16 protein-coding genes are annotated in these 20,601 nt (G+C 66.9%); 11 read left to right on the top strand and 5 right to left on the bottom strand.

Features of this window, described 5'->3' with window-relative positions; all coding sequences use genetic code 11:
• The first annotated feature begins 13 nt into the window (after positions 1 to 13).
• The 3 genes from A9O67_RS03495 to A9O67_RS03485 all read left to right on the top strand — a co-directional run bounded on the left by A9O67_RS03495 (position 14) and on the right by A9O67_RS03485 (position 8,208).
• Positions 14 to 5,635 carry a DUF5801 repeats-in-toxin domain-containing protein gene (locus tag A9O67_RS03495; RefSeq protein WP_068607371.1) on the top strand — a complete coding sequence of 1,874 codons (5,622 nt, stop codon included), beginning with the start codon at positions 14 to 16 and terminating at the stop codon, positions 5,633 to 5,635.
• 111 nt (positions 5,636 to 5,746) lie between these two features.
• Positions 5,747 to 7,282, top strand: a complete 1,536-nt coding sequence (locus tag A9O67_RS03490) for a methyltransferase regulatory domain-containing protein (RefSeq protein WP_068607369.1) — start codon at positions 5,747 to 5,749, stop codon at positions 7,280 to 7,282.
• 8 nt (positions 7,283 to 7,290) lie between these two features.
• A complete protein-coding gene (locus A9O67_RS03485; RefSeq protein WP_197484415.1) occupies positions 7,291 to 8,208 on the top strand; it encodes a GlcNAc-transferase family protein in 918 nt (305 codons plus the stop codon).
• A gap of 27 nt (positions 8,209 to 8,235) precedes the next feature.
• Here the strand turns inward: A9O67_RS03485 and A9O67_RS03480 are convergent, their stop codons facing one another.
• Both A9O67_RS03480 and A9O67_RS03475 read right to left on the bottom strand, forming a co-directional pair.
• Positions 8,236 to 10,152 (bottom strand): EAL domain-containing protein, encoded by a 1,917-nt coding sequence (locus A9O67_RS03480; protein WP_068607367.1) that lies wholly within the window; start codon positions 10,150 to 10,152, stop codon positions 8,236 to 8,238.
• A 36-nt stretch (positions 10,153 to 10,188) separates the two neighbouring features.
• Positions 10,189 to 10,893 (bottom strand): transglutaminase-like cysteine peptidase, encoded by a 705-nt coding sequence (locus A9O67_RS03475; RefSeq protein ID WP_197484414.1) that lies wholly within the window; start codon positions 10,891 to 10,893, stop codon positions 10,189 to 10,191.
• A 193-nt stretch (positions 10,894 to 11,086) separates the two neighbouring features.
• On the opposite strand from A9O67_RS03475, the gene A9O67_RS03470 reads away from it, so the two are divergent.
• Positions 11,087 to 12,985, top strand: a complete 1,899-nt coding sequence (locus A9O67_RS03470; RefSeq protein WP_082955324.1) for a TolC family outer membrane protein — start codon at positions 11,087 to 11,089, stop codon at positions 12,983 to 12,985.
• 19 nt (positions 12,986 to 13,004) lie between these two features.
• Here A9O67_RS03470 and lipA read toward each other — a convergent pair whose 3' ends face one another.
• The 3 genes from lipA to A9O67_RS03455 all read right to left on the bottom strand — a co-directional run bounded on the left by lipA (position 13,005) and on the right by A9O67_RS03455 (position 15,000).
• Positions 13,005 to 13,982, bottom strand: coding sequence for a lipoyl synthase (lipA, locus tag A9O67_RS03465; protein WP_068607365.1), 978 nt, complete (start codon positions 13,980 to 13,982; stop codon positions 13,005 to 13,007).
• Positions 13,983 to 14,056: 74 nt separating this feature from the next.
• Positions 14,057 to 14,737: a lipoyl(octanoyl) transferase LipB gene (gene lipB / locus A9O67_RS03460; protein ID WP_082955323.1), complete on the bottom strand. Its 681-nt coding sequence runs from the start codon at positions 14,735 to 14,737 to the stop codon at positions 14,057 to 14,059.
• Positions 14,734 to 15,000: a YbeD family protein gene (locus A9O67_RS03455; protein WP_068607363.1), complete on the bottom strand. Its 267-nt coding sequence runs from the start codon at positions 14,998 to 15,000 to the stop codon at positions 14,734 to 14,736. The genes lipB and A9O67_RS03455 overlap by 4 nt, the downstream gene beginning before the upstream one ends.
• 178 nt (positions 15,001 to 15,178) lie before the next feature.
• Here A9O67_RS03455 and A9O67_RS03450 point away from each other — a divergent pair, with 178 nt between their 5' ends.
• The 7 genes from A9O67_RS03450 (at position 15,179) to atpG (ending at position 20,572) form a co-directional block, all read left to right on the top strand.
• Positions 15,179 to 15,763 (top strand): ATP synthase subunit I, encoded by a 585-nt coding sequence (locus tag A9O67_RS03450; protein ID WP_231960191.1) that lies wholly within the window; start codon positions 15,179 to 15,181, stop codon positions 15,761 to 15,763.
• Between the two features lie 3 nt (positions 15,764 to 15,766).
• Positions 15,767 to 16,636, top strand: coding sequence for a F0F1 ATP synthase subunit A (gene atpB, locus A9O67_RS03445; RefSeq protein ID WP_068607359.1), 870 nt, complete (start codon positions 15,767 to 15,769; stop codon positions 16,634 to 16,636).
• 46 nt (positions 16,637 to 16,682) lie between these two features.
• Positions 16,683 to 16,928 carry a F0F1 ATP synthase subunit C gene (gene atpE / locus A9O67_RS03440; RefSeq protein ID WP_043702567.1) on the top strand — a complete coding sequence of 82 codons (246 nt, stop codon included), beginning with the start codon at positions 16,683 to 16,685 and terminating at the stop codon, positions 16,926 to 16,928.
• Between the two features lie 106 nt (positions 16,929 to 17,034).
• Positions 17,035 to 17,505 carry a F0F1 ATP synthase subunit B gene (locus A9O67_RS03435; RefSeq protein ID WP_068607357.1) on the top strand — a complete coding sequence of 157 codons (471 nt, stop codon included), beginning with the start codon at positions 17,035 to 17,037 and terminating at the stop codon, positions 17,503 to 17,505.
• Between the two features lie 30 nt (positions 17,506 to 17,535).
• Positions 17,536 to 18,066 carry a F0F1 ATP synthase subunit delta gene (locus tag A9O67_RS03430; RefSeq protein ID WP_068607356.1) on the top strand — a complete coding sequence of 177 codons (531 nt, stop codon included), beginning with the start codon at positions 17,536 to 17,538 and terminating at the stop codon, positions 18,064 to 18,066.
• Positions 18,067 to 18,111: 45 nt separating this feature from the next.
• Positions 18,112 to 19,668 carry a F0F1 ATP synthase subunit alpha gene (atpA, locus tag A9O67_RS03425; protein ID WP_068607354.1) on the top strand — a complete coding sequence of 519 codons (1,557 nt, stop codon included), beginning with the start codon at positions 18,112 to 18,114 and terminating at the stop codon, positions 19,666 to 19,668.
• A 34-nt stretch (positions 19,669 to 19,702) separates the two neighbouring features.
• Positions 19,703 to 20,572 carry a F0F1 ATP synthase subunit gamma gene (gene atpG, locus A9O67_RS03420; protein WP_068607352.1) on the top strand — a complete coding sequence of 290 codons (870 nt, stop codon included), beginning with the start codon at positions 19,703 to 19,705 and terminating at the stop codon, positions 20,570 to 20,572.
• Positions 20,573 to 20,601: the final 29 nt, after the last annotated feature.

Raw genomic sequence — 20,601 nt, 5'->3', positions numbered from 1 at the left:
TGCCGAGACGGGTGTGGTGACGTTCGACCAGGCGGGCGCGATCAAGCACGCGGTGCCGGACGGGGTGGATGGTGGCCTGGACGAATTCCAGTCGCTGGCGGCGGGGGCGATCAGCGTGGTGGCCACGGCCACCGACGGGGATCTGGACACGGCGGAGAACGTCTTCGACCTGGGCGGTCGCCTGCGGTTTGGCGACGACGTGCCGACACTGGTGGCGAGCGAGACGTACAGCGACGCGCTGCAAACGGCTGACGGTGGGCTGGGGGGCGGCAACTTGGGCGGGCCAACGACCGACACGGGCAACTATGGTGCGGGCGCAGACACGACGTTTGCGTTCAAGGTCAGCTTTGGGGCGGACGGGCCGAAGCTGTCGCAGTTGGATGCGGATGCCGAGTTGGAAGCCGACGGCATGCGCTACGGGCTGGAGATCGATTCGACGGCGAACACCGGTCTGAAGACGGCGCAGGGCGACATTCGGCTGTTTGACAACGCAGGCGTGGTGGAAGCCTATGCCGTGGATGGTGGCGGCAACAAGGTGGGGGACAAGGTCTTCACCGTGAGCGTCGACCAGACCACCGGCGTGGTGACGTTGACCCAGTTGGGCGCGCTGTACCACGACAAGGCTCTGGGCGAAGACACGCTGGATCAACTGGCCAGTGGCGCGCTGAAAGTGACGGCCACAGCCACGGATGGAGACCTGGACACGGCGGCGCAGAAGCTCGACCTGGGCGGCAAGATCAGCTTTGTGGACGACGTACCCGAAGTTCTGGTCGCCGCACCGACCCAAGGTTTGGTGCCCACCTTCACCGTCGAATACAAGGGCGGCGAAGCCGGCTACAACAACAGCTTTGGCTGGTATATCAAGGATGCCAGCGGCAACCCAGTCTCGGGGGCGGTCATTTGGGACAACGTCAAGACCGGCGTTTCCACCGCGGTACCGCTGCCCACGGGGGTTTCGCCGGATCAGATCGGCTTCTTCCTGATCCCCAACGGCGACGGCAAGAACCCCGGCCTCACGGGCAGCACCGCCGTCACCTTCGAGCAGGTGGGGGGTGTCTGGGTGGCCAAGGTGGACGGGACTCCGCTCGCCGGCGAGGGCGCCCCGGTCTACTTCTCCGACCAAAAACTCAACACCGACGGCCAGTCGCACGTGCAGGCCACGCCGTCGGGTACCTCGGCGGGTCAGACCAGCAAGGGCAACTTCAACTGGGAAGATCTCAAGATCACCACGTCCACGTCTGACAAGGACTACGACGACGTCAACCTGACCATCCACTGGTCCGGCGTGCCGCTGCTGGTCAAGGATGCCGAGGCGGACACCGGCACCAGCACCGATACGGACAATGACGCAGGCGAAACCCAGCTGTCCAGCCGCTTCCAGTTCAATTTCGGGGCCGACGGCCCCGCCACGACGGGTTCCAAGGTCTTCGGCCTGTCGGTCCTGAACACGACGTCCTTGCTCAAGGACAGCGCCACGGGGCAGACCGTGGCCGTCAAGACGGGGGTGGGCGGCGAAGCGATCGGCTACGTCACCATCGGCAGCGACGAGATCCCGGTGTTCCAGCTCGCCGTCGATGCGTCGACCGGCGTGCTGACCGTGGATCTCTACCGGGCCGTGATGCACCCGACCAACGATCCGCACGAGATCGCCAACCTGGGTGACGGCGTGGTCGCCATCACCGCCACCGCCAAGGACGGCGACGCGGACACGGCGTCCAAACAGTTCGACATCGGCCGCGCGATCAACTTCCAGGACACCGGTCCGGTAGCGGCCAACGATACCCTGGCCCTGATCGCTACCAAGGCGAACGAGTCGGTTAACGTGCTCGGTAACGACCAGTACGAGGGCAAGGCCGACGGCGCACCGGCCGAGGTGGTCTGGAACCGCGCTGGCGGAGACCGCAGCGGCAACACCACCGACTTCTTCGACACGGTAGGCGAGACGACGCTCGATGCCAACGGCATCATCGGCAAGCTGGCCATCGAGAAGGATGGCGACGCCACCTACACGCTGGACACGGTCAAGGCCATGGCGCTGGCCGAAGGGACCAAGCTCAACGACACCTTCAATTACCAGATGAAGGACGCCGACGGCGACACCGACGTGGCCAATCTGACGGTCACGGTCACCGGTGTCAACGACCGGCCGGAGTTCGTCACGGGCAAGGACTCCACCCAAGAGATCTGGATCGACAAGGACGGCGACGGCAAGAAAGACCCGGGCGAGACCAGCCGGTACGCCGAGGCAACCGATGACACCTTGAGCCTGGCGGTGCAGGAGGATGCGCTGAGCAATGGCAACAAGGAAGGGTCTGGCCAGAGCGACCAGGACAGCGACGGCTTCGGCGTGGCCGATCCGGACATCGGGGATGTGCCGGTGGTCTATTTCTCGACCACAGGGCTGCCCAGCCTCACGTCGGGGGGGGCGGCCGTGGTGTGGTCGTGGTCCGGCGACACCCCGAACGCGATCGTCGGCAAGGTGGGCGACACGACCATCATCACCGTCAGCATTGGCGGCAACTACACCGATGGCTACAGCGCCAAGGTGGACATCGACGGCCCGATCGATCACGCCCGCCCGGGTTTTGGTGTCAGCACTGACGACGACACCGTGAATCTGGACTTCCAGGTCATCGCCAACGACCGCCCGAGTGCGCTGCCCACGGGGTTGACCGACGCCATGACCCTGAACGTCTCCGTCGAGGACGACGCGCCGGTGGTCAAGCTGGTGGACGGCCAGAACGTCACCATCGACGTGCGGCTGGAAGAAGAGTCGGTGCCCGGCCTGAACGGCAACCAGGAGACCGAATCCCCCGACCTGAGCTACACGACCGGCACCAAGACCATGACCGGCACGGTCAACTGGGGCGCGGACGGCTTCGGCAAGGTGACGGCCGTGACCTTTGGCAGTGCGAAGTTCGATGTGGACCCCACCACGGGCACCACGCTGTACTTCGACAAGGACGGCAAAGTCACCCTCGAGGCATCCAAGGCCGCGGCCACGATGCAAATCGCCCAGGACGGCAATTACACGGTGACGGTCACCGGTCCGATGGCGCACAAGGCGCAGGGCGAAGACTGGCTCAATCTGCAGCAGATCAACATCTGGGCCGAGGACAAGGACGGCGATACCGTCTCGGTGGCCTTGACCGCGCAGGTGCAGGACGACGTGGCTGTGGCCCACGGGGCGCAGAATGTGCTGATTGCCAACGGGGGCACGATCGCGCAGGATACGAACCTGATCGTGACCTTGGATATCACCGGCAGCATGGACGGGAATAAATTCACGCAGTCCATCGCTGCGCTTAAGCAGCTTGCGGGGGCATACGACAACCTGGGCGAAGTCAACATCCAGCTCACGACGTTCAAGAACGGCACGGCCCAGGCCAGCTCGGCATGGTTGACCAAGGGCGAGTTCGATAACTTGCTGGACAAGTTGACCACCGGTGGCACCACGAACTATGAGGCCGCCATCAACGAGACCGTGAAGGGCTACACCGGCAGTACACCGCCGGCAGCAGACAAGACGATCGCCTACTTCGTGTCTGATGGTGCGCCCAATACCGAGATCAATGACGGCAGCAAAGAAGAGCCCGGTTACGTCGACTCTCAGTACCTGGCCAAGTGGGCCAGCCTGATCGGCAGCAACGTCAATGACCTCTATGTCGTGGCGGTCGAAACCAGCGCCACTGACCCCGACCTCGTCAAGCTTGCGCAGGTCAAGGAAGTCGATGGCGATCTGGGCGAGACCATCGCCGTGACCAAGGTGTCGGACCTCGCCAGCAAGCTGGCGGACACGGTGGAGCCGACGGTTGTCAAGGCCACCGCCTCGCTGGGCATCGACCCAGGGGCCGACGGCTGGGGCAAGGATGCCGGCATCCAGGACGTGGCGACCAAGGATGACGGTAACCCCACCATCCGCTACGTCACGGCCGTGGCCGGCAACGGCGACGCGACCATCGTCACCTCGGGCGGCACCAAGCTGGTGTACGTGGATGACGGCTCGGGCGGTCTCAAGGCGGTCAAGGAAGGGACCGGCGAAGTCGTGTTCACGGTCTCGCTCAACCGCGACAGCGGCGGTCTGCCGACGGGCACCTATTCGGTGACCATGCTGGGTCAGGTGGATGCGTACACCAAGACCAGCGCCCAGACCGTGACCACCGTCGATACCACGACGGGGGACAAGGTCGAGTACGGCACCACTACCAAGACCGTCACCGACAGCGTGACGTTCACTGGCGACAGCAAGGGTGGTGGCAAAGGCGAGGTGCTGAACATCAGCCAGGCTGACAGCTCGTCCGGCATCACGTTCAACATCAAGGCCACGGGCAGCGATGGGGACGGCAAGACCGGCGAGAACGCGGATCAAGTCAACTGGTCCAGCCAAGGCATCGGGGTCGGCAACAACTTCATCGACAACCCGAGTGGCATCCTTGATCCGTCCGAGTCGCTGAAGCTCGAGATCACGGCGTCTGGTCTACCGACGGGCGTTTCCAATGTCACCATCACCAGCCTGGATCTGACGCTCGATCATTTCGGTGGGGGCGATCGGGCCATCTGGGATGTCGCCGGGGGTAGGACGAATGACGGATCGATCACGGCCCCGGGCTCCCAAGATGACAATGCCAGCACGGATACCCCGATCAAGGTGACGCTGGGCACGTCCGACACGGTCACGTTCACGGCCGGGGATGGTGATCGTTACCGGATCGATCCGGATGCGGGCGTGACGGTGAATTACACGTACGACAAATCGTACAAGACCACCACCACCACCGACGCCACGACAACGACGACGACGACCACCACCACCACCACGGCCTACGACCTGACCCTGGTCTTCGATGCCTGGGCGACGGACGGCGATGGCGACAAGGTGAATACGCAGTTCCACGTCACCATCGACGCCAACAAAGACGGGCGGCTGGACGCGATCAGTGCCGATACCGTGACCGGCGCCACGACGACCAAGACGGACGTGTCCACCACCACCACGACCACGGTGACCACCACGTACGTCGATGATGACGGCAAGACCGTGGTGCTGTCGAGCAACACCAACACCACCACTGGCGGGTCGTCCACCACGGTGTCTGGGGCGGTGGTCGAGGACGATGCGGCGCTGGATGGGGCCGTGGGCAAGCTGGGCAGCTTCACCGACCAGGACGTGGGGGTGGCCGGCGACGACCAGCCCTACACCTTGGTGGGCGGCGACGGCGACGACGTGCTGATCGGCGGCGACAAGAACGACACGTTGGTCGGCGGGGCCGGCAACGACACCCTGATCGGTGGCGGCGGCAGCGACACCTTCGATCTGGGCACGGGTCAGGATGTGGTGGTCATCAACCTGTCCGACACCAGCACGGGCGACAAGGATGTGGTCAAGAGCTTCGGCAGCGACGACAAGATCCTGATCCAGGACGTGCTGCCGGAGGACTCGGCGCCGCTGACGGTGACCGAGGCGACGACCGGATCGAACGTGACCCTGTCGGCGGACAGCAACGGCGCGAACGCGGGCGGCGTGCAGCAGCAGGTGGTCGTCGAGAGCGCCACCACGGCGGCGGTGCAAATCGCGATCGACACGTCGCTGACCCCGGACCTGGCCACCATCACCAAGACGGGCGATCCGACCTGATGCGGGCCGCGGCCGTGTCGCCTGGGTTTTCGGGGGACGACACGGTCGTGGGGTGGGTTCACGGGGCACCCCCGCCCAGCGGGGGTGCCCTTTTTGCTGGGAGAGGCGGGAATGTCCGATTGGTCCGAGGGTTACGTCACCGACATCGGTTACACGCATGGCTACTACCATGAGCTGAACCCCTTGCGGGCACGCTGGGCGCTGCTGCTCAAGGGGTGGGCGCCGCCCGACGTGCGCGAGGCGTGTGAACTCGGCTTCGGCCAGGGTGTCAGTCTCAACATCCACGCCGCGGCGTCCACCGTGGCCTGGTGGGGAACGGACTTCAACCCCATGCAGGTGGCCAATGCCCAGCGCCTGTCGCATGCGGCGGGCAGCCTCGTGCGGCTGTTCGACGACTCGTTCGCCCAGTTCTGCCAGCGCGACGATCTGCCGATGTTCGATTTCATCGGCCTGCACGGCATCTGGAGCTGGGTTTCGCGGCGCAACCGGGCCTTGATCGTCGAGTTCCTGCACCGGCGGCTGCGGGTCGGGGGGGTCGTCTATGTCAGCTACAACACCTTGCCGGGTTGGGCGGCATTTGCGCCCATCCGCCATCTGATGGCGCGGCACGCCGCGGTCATGACGGCACCGGGGGCGGGGTCCGCCGATCGGGTCGAGGCCGCCCTGGGGTTCGTCAACCGGGTCATGGATGCGGCGCCGCAGTACGCCAAGGTTGCCCCGACGGTGGCGGCGCGCGTGCAGCGTCTGCAGCAGCAGAGCCGTGCGTATCTGGCGCACGAGTACTTCAACCAGGATTGGGAGCCGATGTACTTCGCGGACGTCGCCGCACAGTTGACCGAGGCCAAGCTGACCTGGGCGGCCTCGGCCCACCTGACCGATCACGTCGACCCGCTGAACCTGACGGATGCCCAGCGCGCGCTGCTGCGCGACGTGCGCGACCCCGTGCAGCGCGAGACGGTGCGCGACGTGCTGGTCAACCAGCAGTTCCGGCGGGACTATTGGGTCAAGGGCGCTTCGTCGCTGGGGCCGGACGAGCGGCGCGCCTTGTTGCGCCAGCAGCGTGTCGTGCTGGTGGTGCCCCGCCAGGACGTGCGTCTGAAGGTTTCGGGGGTGTTGGGTGAGGCCGACATGGCCGGACCGATTTACCTCCCCCTGCTGGATGCCTTGGCCGATCATGCCGTGCGTTCGTTGCAGGAGCTGGAGGCGGTCGCCGCGAAGGCCGGGGTGGGGTTCGAGCAGGTGGTGCAGGCGGTGACCCTACTGGTCGCCACCGGGCAGGTGCACTTGGCCGCAGACCACGATCCGGGGGCGGTGTGTTCTCGGGTGATCGGCCTCAATCAGGCGTTGGCTCGCCGCGCCTTCGACAGCACCGACGGGGGCGGCTGGCTGGCCAGCGCGGTCACGGGCGGGGCGGTGTCGATGGGACGCTTCGAGCAGATGTTCTGGATGCTGGCCCGGCAGGGCGAGCCCGACCCCGCGCGCTGGGCAGCGGCCGTGTGCGACGTGCTGTTCAGCCACAACGAGCGCCTGGTCAAGGACGGCCAGCCGCTGCAGAGCCGCGAAGACCATTTGCGCGAGTTGACCGAACGCGCACAACGGTACGCGGCCACGCGTGAGCCGATGGTGGCTGCATTGGCGCTGGGGTGACGCCCACCGTGACGGCGCCCGATGCACGCATCTTCGTCTCGGTCGCCAACTACCGCGATGCCGAGACTGGCCCCACCGTCCGCGATGCGTTGGCGCAGGCCGCGCACCCGCATCGCGTGGTTTTCGGGGTGCTGTCCCAGGTGGTGCCGGGGGTGGACGCGGACTGTCTGGCGCCGGAGGGGTCGTCGGTGCGGCAGTTGTGCGTGCACGCGGGCAGCAGCCTGGGGGCGTGCTGGGCCCGCCATCGCATCCTGACGGAGCTGCGGCAGGACGAGCCGTTTGTGCTGCAGATCGACAGCCACACGCGCTTTGCCCCCGGGTGGGACGAGCGTTTTCTGTGCATGTGGTCGGGCTTGTGCAACCCGCGGGCCGTGCTGTCGTGCCACCCCGTGCCCTACACGCCGCCGCGGCAATTGGCCGATCCGGCCATCCCCCTGACGCGGCCCAAGGCGTTCAATGAGCAGGGCATCCTGGCGTTGCGGTCCCACTCGCTGGCATGGGCCGACCGGCCCGCGCAGCCGCCGCGTCTGGCGTTTGTGGGGGCGGGCTGCATTTTTGCGCCGGCGGCGGCGTTCGATCAGGTGCCCTACGATCCCCACCTCTATTTCCAGGGGGAAGAGTCCACACTCTCCGCCCGCCTGTTTACCCACGGGTGGGATGTGTACGCCCCCAACGATGTGCTGCTGTACCACGACTACACGCACGACCGCGGGCGCCCCAAGCACTGGCAGGACAATCGGGACTGGACGCGGCTCAACGCCCTGTCCTTCGCCCGGGTGCGCTACCTGCTGGCGGGCGAGGCCCCGGCCGACCCGGCTGCGCTGACGGCCATCGATCGCTATGGGCTGGGGACGGCCCGCCCGCTGGCCGAGTTCGAGGCGCTGGCCGGTGTGGACTTCAAGGCCCGCACGATCCAAGCCGCTTGAACCGCGCACGGGACGCGGCCGTGGGGTTCACCCCACCCCCGGCCCCGTCGCCCCGTCGAAGCCCAACTGCGCCAGCAGCGGCAGGTCGTCGCGGTTTTCCACGCCCAGGGCGATGACCGTGATGCCCAGTGCGTGGGCCATGGCGCACAGCCCGCGCAAAAACTCCTGATTGCCGGGGTTGTCGCGGATGCCGCGCACATAGCTGGGGTGAACCTTGATGTAGTCCAGCCCCAGGCTGGCGAGCTTGTCGCTTTCGGCAAAGCGCTGGCCAAAGTATTCGATGCCGACGCGGCAGCCCAGGGCCTTGAGGCTGCGCACCAGGTCGCGGAAGGCGTCGAACTGGCGGAACACGCCGTACTCCGGCACCTCGAACAGCAGCCGTCGGCACAGATCGGGGTAGCCTTGCAGCAGCGTCACCAACTGGTTGCGGAAGCCAAAGTCCGCAATCGTCTCCGCCGACAGGTTGACCGCCACGTCCCCCGCGCCTTTGCGCAGATGCTCGATGGCCAGCTTGACCACGCCCAGGTCGATGGGCGCGGTCAGATTGAGGTTGGCCGCCATGGGCATGAAGTCGCCCGCGGTGAGCAGCTGGCCGCTCGCGTCGACCTGCAGGCGGATCACCCCCTCCTGGTGCAGCGGACGCGACGGGTCGTTGCGGACCACGGGGAAGAACGCCAGGCTGAGCTGGCCGCCGCTGACCGCCTCGGTCAGCAGGGTGCGCCACTGCTCGGCGGGCAGCGTCAGGCCCCGAGCGGTGCTGTCTTCCACCGCATACCAGGAGTTGGGCCCCTTGGCCTGGGCTTGGGCCAGCGCCTGGTCCGCGCGCGACAGCAGGTCGCCCAGGCTTTGGTGGCGCACATAACCCACCCCCGCCAGGTGGAACAGGTCGGGGAACTCCGGCAGCCACTGCGGCGCCCAGTCGCGCATCAGCCGCTCGTGGACCTCGCGCGCCGCCTCCACCGGCGACGGTATCGTCGGGCACACCACGGCAAATTCACCCCCTTTGATGCGCCCCGCCCGCTGCCCCGGCCGGCCGTCGCCGCACGCGTAGAGCACTTGCGCCAGGCCCTTGAGCAGGGCGTCGGCGCGCTGGCGCCCGAGCTTGGCGTTCAGCTCGTTCAGGTAGGCCAGCCGCACCACGACCAGGCTGCCCTGGGAGCCAAAGTCCTCGCCCGACAGGATTTCGCGCAGATGGGACAGGAAGTACTCGCGGTTGGCAATGCCCGTGACCGGATCGGTGTTGACGCGTTTGCGCAGGGCCTCCAGCCGCGCCGACTCTTCGGCAAAGATGGCCTTGAGGCGCTCGACCATGTCGTTCATGGCGCGGGTGACCGAACGCAGCTCGGGGGTGCGCGGCTCGTCCACGGTGACGAATCGCCGCTCGGCAATCGCCTGCGCCTGCCCCACCACGTCGCGCAGCGGCTGCAGGATGATGCGGATGGCCAAGGTGCCCAGCGCGCCGGTGGCCAGCGCGCCGATCACGAACCAGGTCAGCAGCTCCAGCGTCCCCTCCCACAGGCTTTTGTAGACATACTGGTCGTGGCTGGCCAGGGTGACGGTGCCAAACTGCTTCCAGCCGTCCTGGATGAGCGCCTGCCCCGGCGTCGTGCGGATCGGGATCAGCCGGGCAAACCACTCCGGGGCGCCTTCCAGCCGGCCTTCGTACACCTTCTCGACCAGCGTCTCGCCCGTGGGCGAGGTGATGCGGATGAACTTGTAGTGCCCGACGTCGAACTGCGCGGCCACCTGCAGCTCGACCGTGACCGGGTCTTTGTCGAGCTGGGTCAGCGCCAGCGCCAGCGCCGTGGCGTTGTCCAGGTTTTTGACCTGCAGCTGCTGCTCCAGGTAGTGGCGTGCCGACAACACGCTGACCACCAGACTGCCACCGAACGCCACCGACATGACGACCAGGATGGCGAGCCAGAGTTGTTTGACGAGTGACATGGTCCTACCCCTTGGGTGGTTGCGAGCGGCCGTGCTTCACAGCCCCTCCTGCTTCATGCGGTCGAGCACCTCGCGCCAACGCGACAGCCGCGCCGTCGGGTCGGCCGACGACTGGCTTTGTCCGGCAACCCACAGCCCTTGGCTGTTGAAGCTGAACACCGGCGTCAGGTCCGGCCGCCGCGAGGCGGGCCGGATGCTGGTCACCAGGTTGTCCAGGATCAGCGGTTCGTCGGATGGATTTTCATAGTAGCCGAGCACCATGTGGGCCTCGGTCTTGGCGCCAGCGGTGCGCGCGCGCACATAAATCATGCGCAGCCGCTCGTTGGGCACGCCCAGCTCCAGCAGCGTCATGTACTTGGCGATCGCAAAATCCTCGCAGTCGCCCGCGGCGCGGCCCATGAACTCCATCGGCGTGGCCCAGTAGTCGTTCTGGTTCCAGACCACCGGGTCGAGCTCGTACAGGATGCGCCGGTTGAAAAAGGTGTTGACCGCGGCGAGCTGCTGCTCCACCGGCTGTCCGCGCTGCTCCGCCAGCAGGCGGCGCCAGGCGATGACCGTTTCCTCCGCCGTGGGGCCGTAGCGCTCGCGCGCGAGCTGCTGCATGCGGTCCAGGTTGGCGGCCGCCAGCGCCCACCCCAGGCCGGCCAGCCCCCCCAATACCAGGGCGAGCGCCAGCAGCCCCGAGGCCAACCACGACCCCCGGCCTGGGCGTGCGTTGCATCGGGTGGGGGGTATCGCCATGTAGGGGCCGCACGACAAAAACAGTCCAACGGCATCATCGCACGAAAGTCAACCCCGTCAAACCCTTGACGAAAGCCCCTAACCCCACCCAAAATCGACCGGCAAACTGATTCGGATGATACCGAACGCGGTTGTGCGTGTAAGTCCTGTGGGTCCGGAAGCCGGCACCCACCCAACCGAAAAGAGGTTCCCCATGAAAACCATCCCGATGATCACGGCCGTGGCAGCGGCCGTGATGGTGCTTGTCACACCCGTCCACGCGCAGACCTCGGCCCCCGCGCCGGCGTCGGCGCCGGCCGCGCAGGCGGCTGCGCTGCCCCCGGCCTTGGTGGAGGCGGTCAAGTCGGCCATCGTCAACAACCCGGAGGTGCAGGCACGCTGGCACGCCTTCACCGCCGCCGACGCGCAGAAAGACGTTGCGGCCGCCGGCTGGCGCCCCTCGGTGGACCTGAGCTATGGCATCGGCCGCGAGCATCGGGTCGATCCCCCCGGCACGCCGGAGCAGCGCTTCAACCGGTCGGCCGCCAGCCTGACGCTGACCCAGACGCTGTTCGACGGCTTCTTCACCCCCAGCGAGGTGCAGCGCCTGAGCTACGCCAAGCTGACCCGCTATTACGAGCTGCTGGAAGCGGCGGAAAACATCGCGCTGGAGGCGGTGCGCGCCTACGCCGACGTGGCGCGCTACTCGGCGCTGGTGCAGGAGGCCAAGGCCAACTACGTCGAACACAAGCTGACCGCCCAGCAGATCGAGGAGCGCGTCAAAGCCGGTGTCAGCCGCCGCGTCGACATGGACCAGGCCACCGGCCGTCTGGCGCTGGCCGAGTCCAACCTGTTGACCGAGATTTCCAACCTGCACGACGTCAGCGCCCGCTATCAGCGCATCCTGGGCGTCAAGCCGCCGGCGACCCTGCCCGCCATTCGCGACGGTCTGCGCTTTGCCGGCGTGCCCGCCAGCATGGGCGAGGCCATGCGCCAAGGCCTGCCCGCCAGCCCGACCATCAATGCCGCCTACGAGAATGTGCGCGCGCTGCGGCAGGAGATCGACTCGCGCAAAGCCGCCTACTGGCCGCGCGTGGACTTTCGCATCCGCCAGACATGGGGGCGTGACATCGACAACGTCAATGGCCGCACCCGCGATCTGACGGCCGAAATCCTGCTCAACTACAACCTGTACCGGGGTGGCGCCGACCAGGCGCGCGAGAAGCAGGCGGTCGAGCTGCACAAGCAGGCGCGCGATCTGCAGGAGAAGGCCTGCCGCGACGTGCGCCAGACGCTGGCCATCGCCTACAACGACGTGGTGCGCCTGCGCGAGCAACTGGGCTATCTGGACCAGCACCGCCTGTCGACCGAAGTGGCGCGCGAGGCGTATCGCCAGCAGTTCGACATCGGCCAGCGCACGCTGCTGGACCTGCTGGACACGCAGAACGAATACTTCGAGGCCAGCCGTGCCTATCTGAATGCGCAGTACAACGAGTTCGTGGCCCAGGCCCGCACGCTGGCCAGCATGGGCAAGCTGACCGCTGCGCTGGGCGTGGCGCGGCCGGACCAGCCCAGCGCCGCGGATGCCGGACAGGACCGCGGCGAGCTGGCGCCGGAGGAGCTGTGCCCCTTCGAAACCCCGGCGCTGTTCGAGATCGACAAGGCCAAGGCCGTGGCCGAGGCGCCCGTGCGGGCGCGTCCGGCTGCGCCGGCGGCGGCCCCCGCCCCGGCTGCCGCTCCCGCCGCGCCGCAGAAGATCACCTTGCAGGCGGATGCGCTGTTCGACTTCGACAAGGCCGTCATTACCGCGCAGGGCAAGACCAAGCTGGATGAGCTGGTCGCCAAGATCAAGGCATCCAATCTGGACGTCGCGATTGCGGTGGGCCACTCCGACAGCATCGGCTCCGATGCCTACAACGACCGCCTGTCGCTGCGCCGCGCCGAGGCGGTCAAGGCCTACTTGGTCAGCAAGGGCATTCCGGCCGACAAGGTGCGCACCGAAGGCCGCGGCAAGCGCGAGCCGATTGCCGACAACGCCACGGCCGAGGGACGCGCCAAGAACCGCCGGGTCGATGTGACCATCATCGAGACGGGGCGGCCCGCCAGCCGTTGATCTCCGGGGGCGTGGGGGTTTAGCCCCCCACGCCAGCGGCGTGGGCCTGCTGGTCGGCGTGGTAGCTGCTGCGCACCATGGCCCCCACGGCCGCGTGGGTGAAGCCCATCGCGTAAGCCTGGGCTTCGAACATTTTGAACGTGTCCGGGTGCACATAGCGCCGCACCGGCAGGTGGTGGCTGCTGGGGGCCAGATACTGGCCGATCGTCAGCATGTCGATGCCGTGCGCGCGCATGTCGCGCATGACCTCCAGAATTTCCTCGTCCGTCTCGCCCAGGCCGACCATCAGCCCGCTCTTGGTGGGCACATGGGGGAACAGGGCCTTGAATTTTTTGAGCAGGTTGAGGCTGAACGCGTAATCCGAGCCGGGGCGCGCCTGCTTGTAGAGTCGCGGCACCGTCTCCAGGTTGTGGTTCATCACATCCGGCGGGGCGGCCTTGAGGATTTCCAGCGCCCGATCGTCGCGGCCACGGAAGTCGGGCACCAGGATTTCGATGCGGGTAGCGGGTGAGAGCGCGCGCACGCGCTGGATGCAGGCCACGAAATGCCCCGCCCCGCCGTCGCGCAGGTCGTCGCGGTCCACGCTGGTGATGACGACGTACTGCAGCTTGAGCGCTGCGATGGTGCGTGCCAGATTCTCGGGCTCGTCGGGGTCGAGCGGGTCCGGGCGGCCATGGCCCACGTCGCAGAACGGGCAGCGCCGGGTGCACTTGTCGCCCATGATCATGAAGGTCGCCGTGCCCTTGCCAAAGCACTCGCCGATGTTGGGGCAGGACGCCTCCTCGCACACGGTGACCAGTTTGTTGGCGCGCAGGATGTCCTTGATCTCGTAAAACCGCGTGCTGGGGCTGCCGGCCTTGACCCGGATCCAGTCCGGCTTCTTGAGCGCGGGGGCGGACTCGACCTTGATGGGGATGCGGGCGGTCTTGGCCGCGCTCTTTTGCTTGGCGGTCGGGTCGTAGCCGGCGGTCGGGGGCGTGGAGGTTTCGGCGTTCATCGGGGATCCTGGCCGCGATGGTGCGGCGTCGGTGGCGGTGTCGTTGCCGGCGTCATGGGCGGCGGTGGGCAGCGTCATGGGCGGGGCGCGAGCAGCCGCAGAAGCTGCTGCGCCAGCTCGGCGCGCACATCGGCCAACGGCACGTCGACGCCGATGGTAGCAAGGTCCACCGTGCGCAGGCCGGCGTAGCCGCAGGGGTTGATACGGAAGAAGGGGCTCAGGTCCATCGCGACGTTGAGCGCCACGCCGTGGTAGGTGCAGTGCCGGTGTACCTTGATGCCAAGGGCGCTGATCTTGCCCAGCCCTGCGAACGGGTCGCCATCCGGGCGCGGCCCCGCCAGCGCGGCATGGGCATGGGGGTCGTCCAGCCGCACGTAGATGCCGGGGGCCCCGGCCACCCGGTGCCCCGTGACACCCCAGGTGGCCAGCGTGCGGATGACGGCTTCCTCCAGCCGGTACACATACTCCTTGACGAAGTAGCCGGCGCGGCGCAGGTCGATCAGCGGGTAGGCCACCACTTGGCCGGGGCCGTGGTAGGTGACCTGGCCGCCGCGGTTGGTGGCCACGACCGGGATGTCGCCCGGATGCAATAGATGCTCCGCGCGGCCCGCCAGCCCCTGGGTGAAGACGGAGGGGTGTTCGCAGAGCCAGATTTCGTCCGGGGTGTGCGGCCCGCGCCCCTCGGTGAAGGCGCGCATGGCCGCGTAGGTGGCGTCGTAGTCGGCCCGCCCCAGATCGCGCAGGACCGCGCTCACAGTACGACCCGTACCATCGGGTGGGTGGTCAGCGTGCGGTAGAGCTCGTCGAGCTGCTCGCGCGACGTCACCTGCACCGTGATGGTCAGGCCCAGGTAACGGCCGCCGCGGCTGACGCGCTGCTCGACGCCCGCTTCGTCGAAGTCGGGGTCGAACTGGCGCGCGACGTGCGCCACGGCGCTGACGAAGCCGTCGACGTGCGCACCCATCACCTTGATCGGGAAGCGGCACGGAAACTGGAGCAGGGGTTGGACGTCGGACATGCGCAACGGAACGATAATTGGGGTTTATCCGTATAATAAAGAGCTTTGCCAGCGCGGCCAAAAGCTGCGCAGGCGCCACGCTCGCTGTCAGGCGTGCGTCTTCGAGGTGTCGATAATCGCAGGTTTGGCGGTGTCAGCAGACCGGTCCGTTCCTCCCGCTGCATCCCGGCCGTCGTCGGTGGCGGAGCGCCCTCGTCCGCAGTTGGCCAAGGGGCCCGAAGGTGCCGAGGGGCGATGGGCCGATGGGGACGCAGTTGAGGGTGATGCCGCCGAATTCAAGCCCCTGACGCCCGAAGAGGTGCGTCTGTGGCGGCAGCGGCATCCGGCGCTGTCCGTGTGGCGGGTCGTGGCGTGGCAGGCGGCGCTGGCGCTGCTGGTGTGGGCGGTGGCGGCCGTGGGGGTGCTCGTCGCGGGCGATGGGCGCTGGTCCCGGGTGGCTTCGGTGGCGTATGGCGCGCTGTGTGCCGTGCTGCCGTCGACGGTCATGGCCTGGGGGATGACGTCGAGCGCGCTGGCGCGTTGGCTGGGTGCGGCATTCCCCGGGGTGGCGCGGGCGTCGCTGGCGGGTTGGTTGTGGTGGGAAGGGGTCAAGGTGCTGCTGGTGCTGGCGATGCTGGCGTCGGCGCCGCGCTGGATCCCGGATCTGAGCTGGCTGGGCCTCGTGGTCGGGCTGGTGGTGGTTCTCAAGTCGTACTGGCTGGCGTGGATCGTGCGGCCGACGGCGCGGGACCGATCGGTTTGTTCAAGAACGGGAATGGGTTGACGAATGGCAGCTGAAGGACAAGGACCGACCGCAGGTGAGTACATCCGGCATCACCTGGTGCACCTGACCAACAAGAAGCAGGAATTCATCGTCGACTTTTCGGTGATCAACATCGACTCGGTGGTGTTTTCCGTGCTGATGGGTCTGCTGGGCGTGTGGCTGCTGTGGCTGGGGGCGCGTCGCGCCACCGCCGGCGTGCCGGGGCGCTTTCAGGCCGCCGTCGAGATCCTGGTCGAGATGGTCGAAACCCAGGCCAAGGGCGTGATCCACAATGCCGCCAGCCGCAAGGTCATCGCGCCGATGGCGCTGACGGTGTTCGTGTGGATCTTCTTCATGAACGCCATGGACCTGCTGCCGGTGGATCTGCTGCCGGCGCTGTGGCACTCGGCCGGGCCGGCGCTGGGCTTCAAGGACTATCTGCGCGTGGTGCCGACGGCCGACCTCTCGACGACCCTGGGTCTGTCGGTGTCGGTGCTGCTGATGTGCCTGTTCTACAACATCAAGATCAAGGGCTTGGGCGGTTGGACGCACGAGCTGGTGACGGCGCCGTTTGGCACCAGCAAGAACCCGTTCTGGGCGCTGCTGTTGGGCGTGGTGAACTTCCTGATGCAAATGATCGAGTTCGTGGCGAAGACCGTCTCCCACGGCATGCGGTTGTTTGGCAACATGTTCGCGGGTGAGCTGGTCTTCATGCTGATCGCGCTGCTCGGCGGTTTCGCCGCGCTGTCGTTCAGCGGCGGGCTGCTCTTCGTCGGGCACCTGATCGCCGGTACGGTGTGGGCCATCTTCCACATCCTGGTGATCACCCTGCAGGCGTTCATTTTCATGATGCTGGCCCTGATCTACCTGGGGCAGGCACATGATGCGCACTGAGTTCGTTTCCCCCTAACCTTCCTCTCAACCTCAAAAGGAAACCATCATGGAAAACATTCTGGGTCTCGTTGCTCTGGCTTGCGGCATCATCGTCGGTCTGGGCGCCATCGGCGCGTCGATCGGCATCGCCCTCATGGGTGGCAAGTTCCTCGAGTCGTCCGCCCGTCAGCCCGAGCTGATGAACGACCTGCAGACCAAGATGTTCATTCTGGCCGGTCTGATCGACGCGGCCTTCCTGATCGGCGTGGCCATCGCGCTGCTGTTCGCGTTCGCCAACCCCTTCGCGATCTGATCGTCCTGCGGTGAGGAAGGGTGCGCCCGGGTGAACCCCGGGCGCACGCCGATCGAACCCGGCCCCCTCTCGCTCCACCCCCGCACACATTCAGAAAGGCGTTGCGATGAACATCAATGCAACCCTCTTTGCGCAGGCCATCGTCTTCGCGATCCTGGTGTGGTTCACGATGAAGTTCGTGTGGCCGCCGATCGCCAAGGCGCTGGATGAGCGTGCGCAGAAGATTTCCGAAGGTCTGGCCGCCGCCGAGAAGGCCAAGACCGAGCTCGCCGTGGCCAACAAGCGTGTCGAGGACGCGCTGGTGCAGTCGCGCAACGAATCCGCCGCCCGCCTGGCCGACGCCGAGCGCCGCGCGCAGGCCATGATCGAAGAGGCCAAGGCCCGCGCCGCCGAGGAAGCCGCCAAGATCATCGCCGCCGCCAAGGCCGAGGCCGAGCAGCAGGCCGTGCAGGCCCGCGAAGCCCTGCGCGAGCAGGTGGCCGTGCTGGCCGTCAAGGGCGCCGAGCAGATTCTGCAGCGCGAGGTCAACGCCGGCGTGCATGCCGAGCTGCTGCAGCGGCTCAAGACCGAACTCTAATTTCCGAACCGCGCGTCCGAAGGTTGAACCATGGCCGAACTAGCCACCATTGCACGACCCTACGCCGAAGCGCTGTTCAAGGCCGCCGCAGCGCAGGCGGCCGATGCCAGCGAATGGCTGGACGAGCTTGCCGCGATCGCCGGCCAGGAGCAGCTTCAGGCCTTCGCGGCCGACCCGAAGGTCCGCGCCGAGCAGGTGTTTGACGTCATCACCGGGGTGATGAAGGCGCCGTTGCCGGAGATCGGTCGCAACTTCCTGCGCACCGTCATCGACAACGACCGCGTGCCCGCTCTGCCCGAGATCGCGCGCCAGTTCCGCGAGCTGGTCAATGCGCAGCGGGGCGTGGCCGATGCGACCGTCGAGAGCGCCTTCCCGATCGAGGCGGCCCAGCTCGCCGACCTGCAGGGCGTCCTTGAAAAGCGTTTTGGCCGCCAGTTGCGCCTGCAGGTGCAGCTGCGCCCCGAACTGATTGGCGGCGTGCGCGTGGTGGTGGGCGACGAGGTGCTGGACACCTCGGTCAAGGCCCGTCTGGAACAAATGCGTGTGGCGCTGACGGCCTGACGGCTGGCCCCAACGCCCTGTCGAACATCCGAAAAGGAAAGCGTCATGCAACTCAATCCCGCTGAAATCTCCGAACTGATCAAGTCCCGCATCGAGGGGCTGGCCCCGTCGGCCGACGTGCGCAACCAGGGCACCGTGGTGTCGGTGACCGACGGCATCGTGCGCATCCACGGCCTGTCGGACGCGATGCAGGGCGAAATGCTCGAATTCCCCGCTGGCAAGGACGGGCAGCCGACGTTCGGTCTGGCGCTCAACCTGGAGCGCGACTCGGTCGGCGCCGTGATCCTGGGCGAGTACGAACACATCTCCGAAGGCGACACGGTCAAGTGCACCGGCCGCATTCTGGAAGTGCCGGTGGGCCCCGAGCTGATCGGCCGCGTGGTCGATGCGCTGGGCCGCCCGATCGACGGCAAGGGCCCGATCAACGCCAAGCTGACCGACGTGGTCGAGAAGGTCGCCCCGGGCGTGATCGCGCGCAAGAGCGTGGACCAGCCGGTGCAGACCGGCCTGAAGGCCATCGACTCGATGGTGCCGATCGGCCGCGGCCAGCGCGAGCTGATCATCGGTGACCGCCAGACCGGCAAGACCGCGGTGGCCATCGACACCATCATCAACCAAAAGGGCCAGAACATGGTCTGTATCTACGTCGCCATCGGTCAGAAGGCGTCGTCGATCAAGAGCGTGGTGCGGGCCCTGGAGCAGCACGGGGCGATGGACTACACCATCGTCGTGGCGGCTTCCGCCTCCGAGTCGGCGGCGATGCAGTTCCTGGCGCCGTACTCGGGCTGCACGATGGGTGAATACTTCCGCGACCGCGGCCAGGACGCGCTCATCATCTACGACGACCTGTCCAAGCAGGCCGTGGCCTACCGTCAGGTGTCGCTGCTGCTGCGCCGTCCGCCGGGGCGCGAGGCCTACCCGGGCGACATTTTCTACCTGCACTCGCGTCTGCTGGAGCGCGCCGCGCGCGTCAACGCGGACTACGTCGAGAAGTTCACCAACGGCGCCGTCAAGGGCAAGACCGGTTCGCTGACCGCGCTGCCGATCATCGAGACGCAAGCTGGCGACGTGTCGGCGTTCGTGCCCACCAACGTGATCTCGATCACCGACGGCCAGATCTTCCTGGAAACCAACCTGTTCAACGCCGGCATCCGCCCCGCGATCAACGCCGGTATCTCGGTGTCGCGCGTCGGGGGGGCGGCGCAGACCAAGCTGATCAAGGGCCTGTCGGGCGGCATCCGGACCGACTTGGCGCAGTACCGCGAGCTGGCGGCGTTCGCGCAGTTTGCCTCCGACCTGGACGAGGCGACCCGCAAGCAGCTCGACCGCGGTGCGCGCGTGACCGAGCTGCTCAAGCAGCCGCAGTACAGCCCGCTGCCGATCAGCCTGATGGCCGCGTCGCTGTACGCCGCCAACAAGGGCTATCTGGACGACATCGACGTCAAGAAGGTGCTGCCCTTCGAGAGCGGCCTGCACGCCTACCTGAAGGACAAGCACGCGGCGTTGCTGTCGAAGCTCGAGACGCAGAAGGCCATGGACAAGGACGCCGAGGCCGAACTCGACGCCGCCATCCGCGCCTTCAAGCAGACCGGCACCTACTGATCGGCCCGGCAGCGGACCGTTCCAAGGAGCAGCGATGGCAGCAGGCAAGGAAATACGCGGCAAGATCAAGTCGGTGGAAAACACCAAGAAGATCACCAAGGCCATGGAGATGGTCGCCGCCTCCAAGATGCGCAAGGCGCAGGAGCGCATGCGCACGGCCCGGCCGTACAGCGAGAAGGTGCGCCAGATCGCGGCGAACCTGAGCCGGGCCAACCCGGAGTACGTGCACCCCTTCATGGTGGCCCACCCCGATGCGACCGTCAGCGGGATGATCGTGGTGACCACCGACAAGGGCCTGTGCGGCGGCCTCAACACCAACCTGCTGCGCGCGGTGACCAACCAGTTCCGCGAGCTGCAGGCGCAGGGCAAGACGGCGCAGGTGGTCGCGATCGGCAACAAGGGCTTCGGCTTCATGAACCGCATCGGCGCCCAGGTCGTCTCGCACGTCACCGGGCTGGGCGACACGCCCCACCTGGAGCGCCTGATCGGGCCGGTCAAGGTGTTGCTCGACGCGTATGCCGAGGGCAAGCTCAACGCGGTGTACCTGTGCTACACGAAGTTCATCAACACGATGAAGCAAGAGCCGGTGGTGCAGCAGCTGCTGCCGCTGTCGGCGCAGGACCTGGAGCAGGGTGACGCGGGCTACGACTGGGACTACATCTACGAGCCCGACGCCCCCACCGTGATCGACGAGCTGCTCGTGCGCTACGTGGAGTCGCAGGTCTATCAGGCGGTGGCCGAGAACATGGCGTCCGAGCAGTCGGCGCGCATGGTGGCCATGAAGGCCGCCACGGACAACGCCGGCAACCTGATCAACGAGCTGAAGCTGATCTACAACAAGACGCGTCAGGCCGGCATCACCAAGGAGCTGTCCGAAATCGTCGCCGGCGCTGCCGCCGTCTGACGTCGCCGGGTTCTCGTCTATCTTTCATC

The sequence above is a fragment of the Tepidimonas fonticaldi genome, from assembly GCF_001675355.1.
Classification (GTDB): Bacteria; Pseudomonadota; Gammaproteobacteria; order Burkholderiales; family Burkholderiaceae_C; genus Tepidimonas; species Tepidimonas fonticaldi.
The sequence above is the reverse complement of the archived record's forward strand: the minus strand, read 5'-3'. Positions and strand labels throughout refer to the sequence as shown.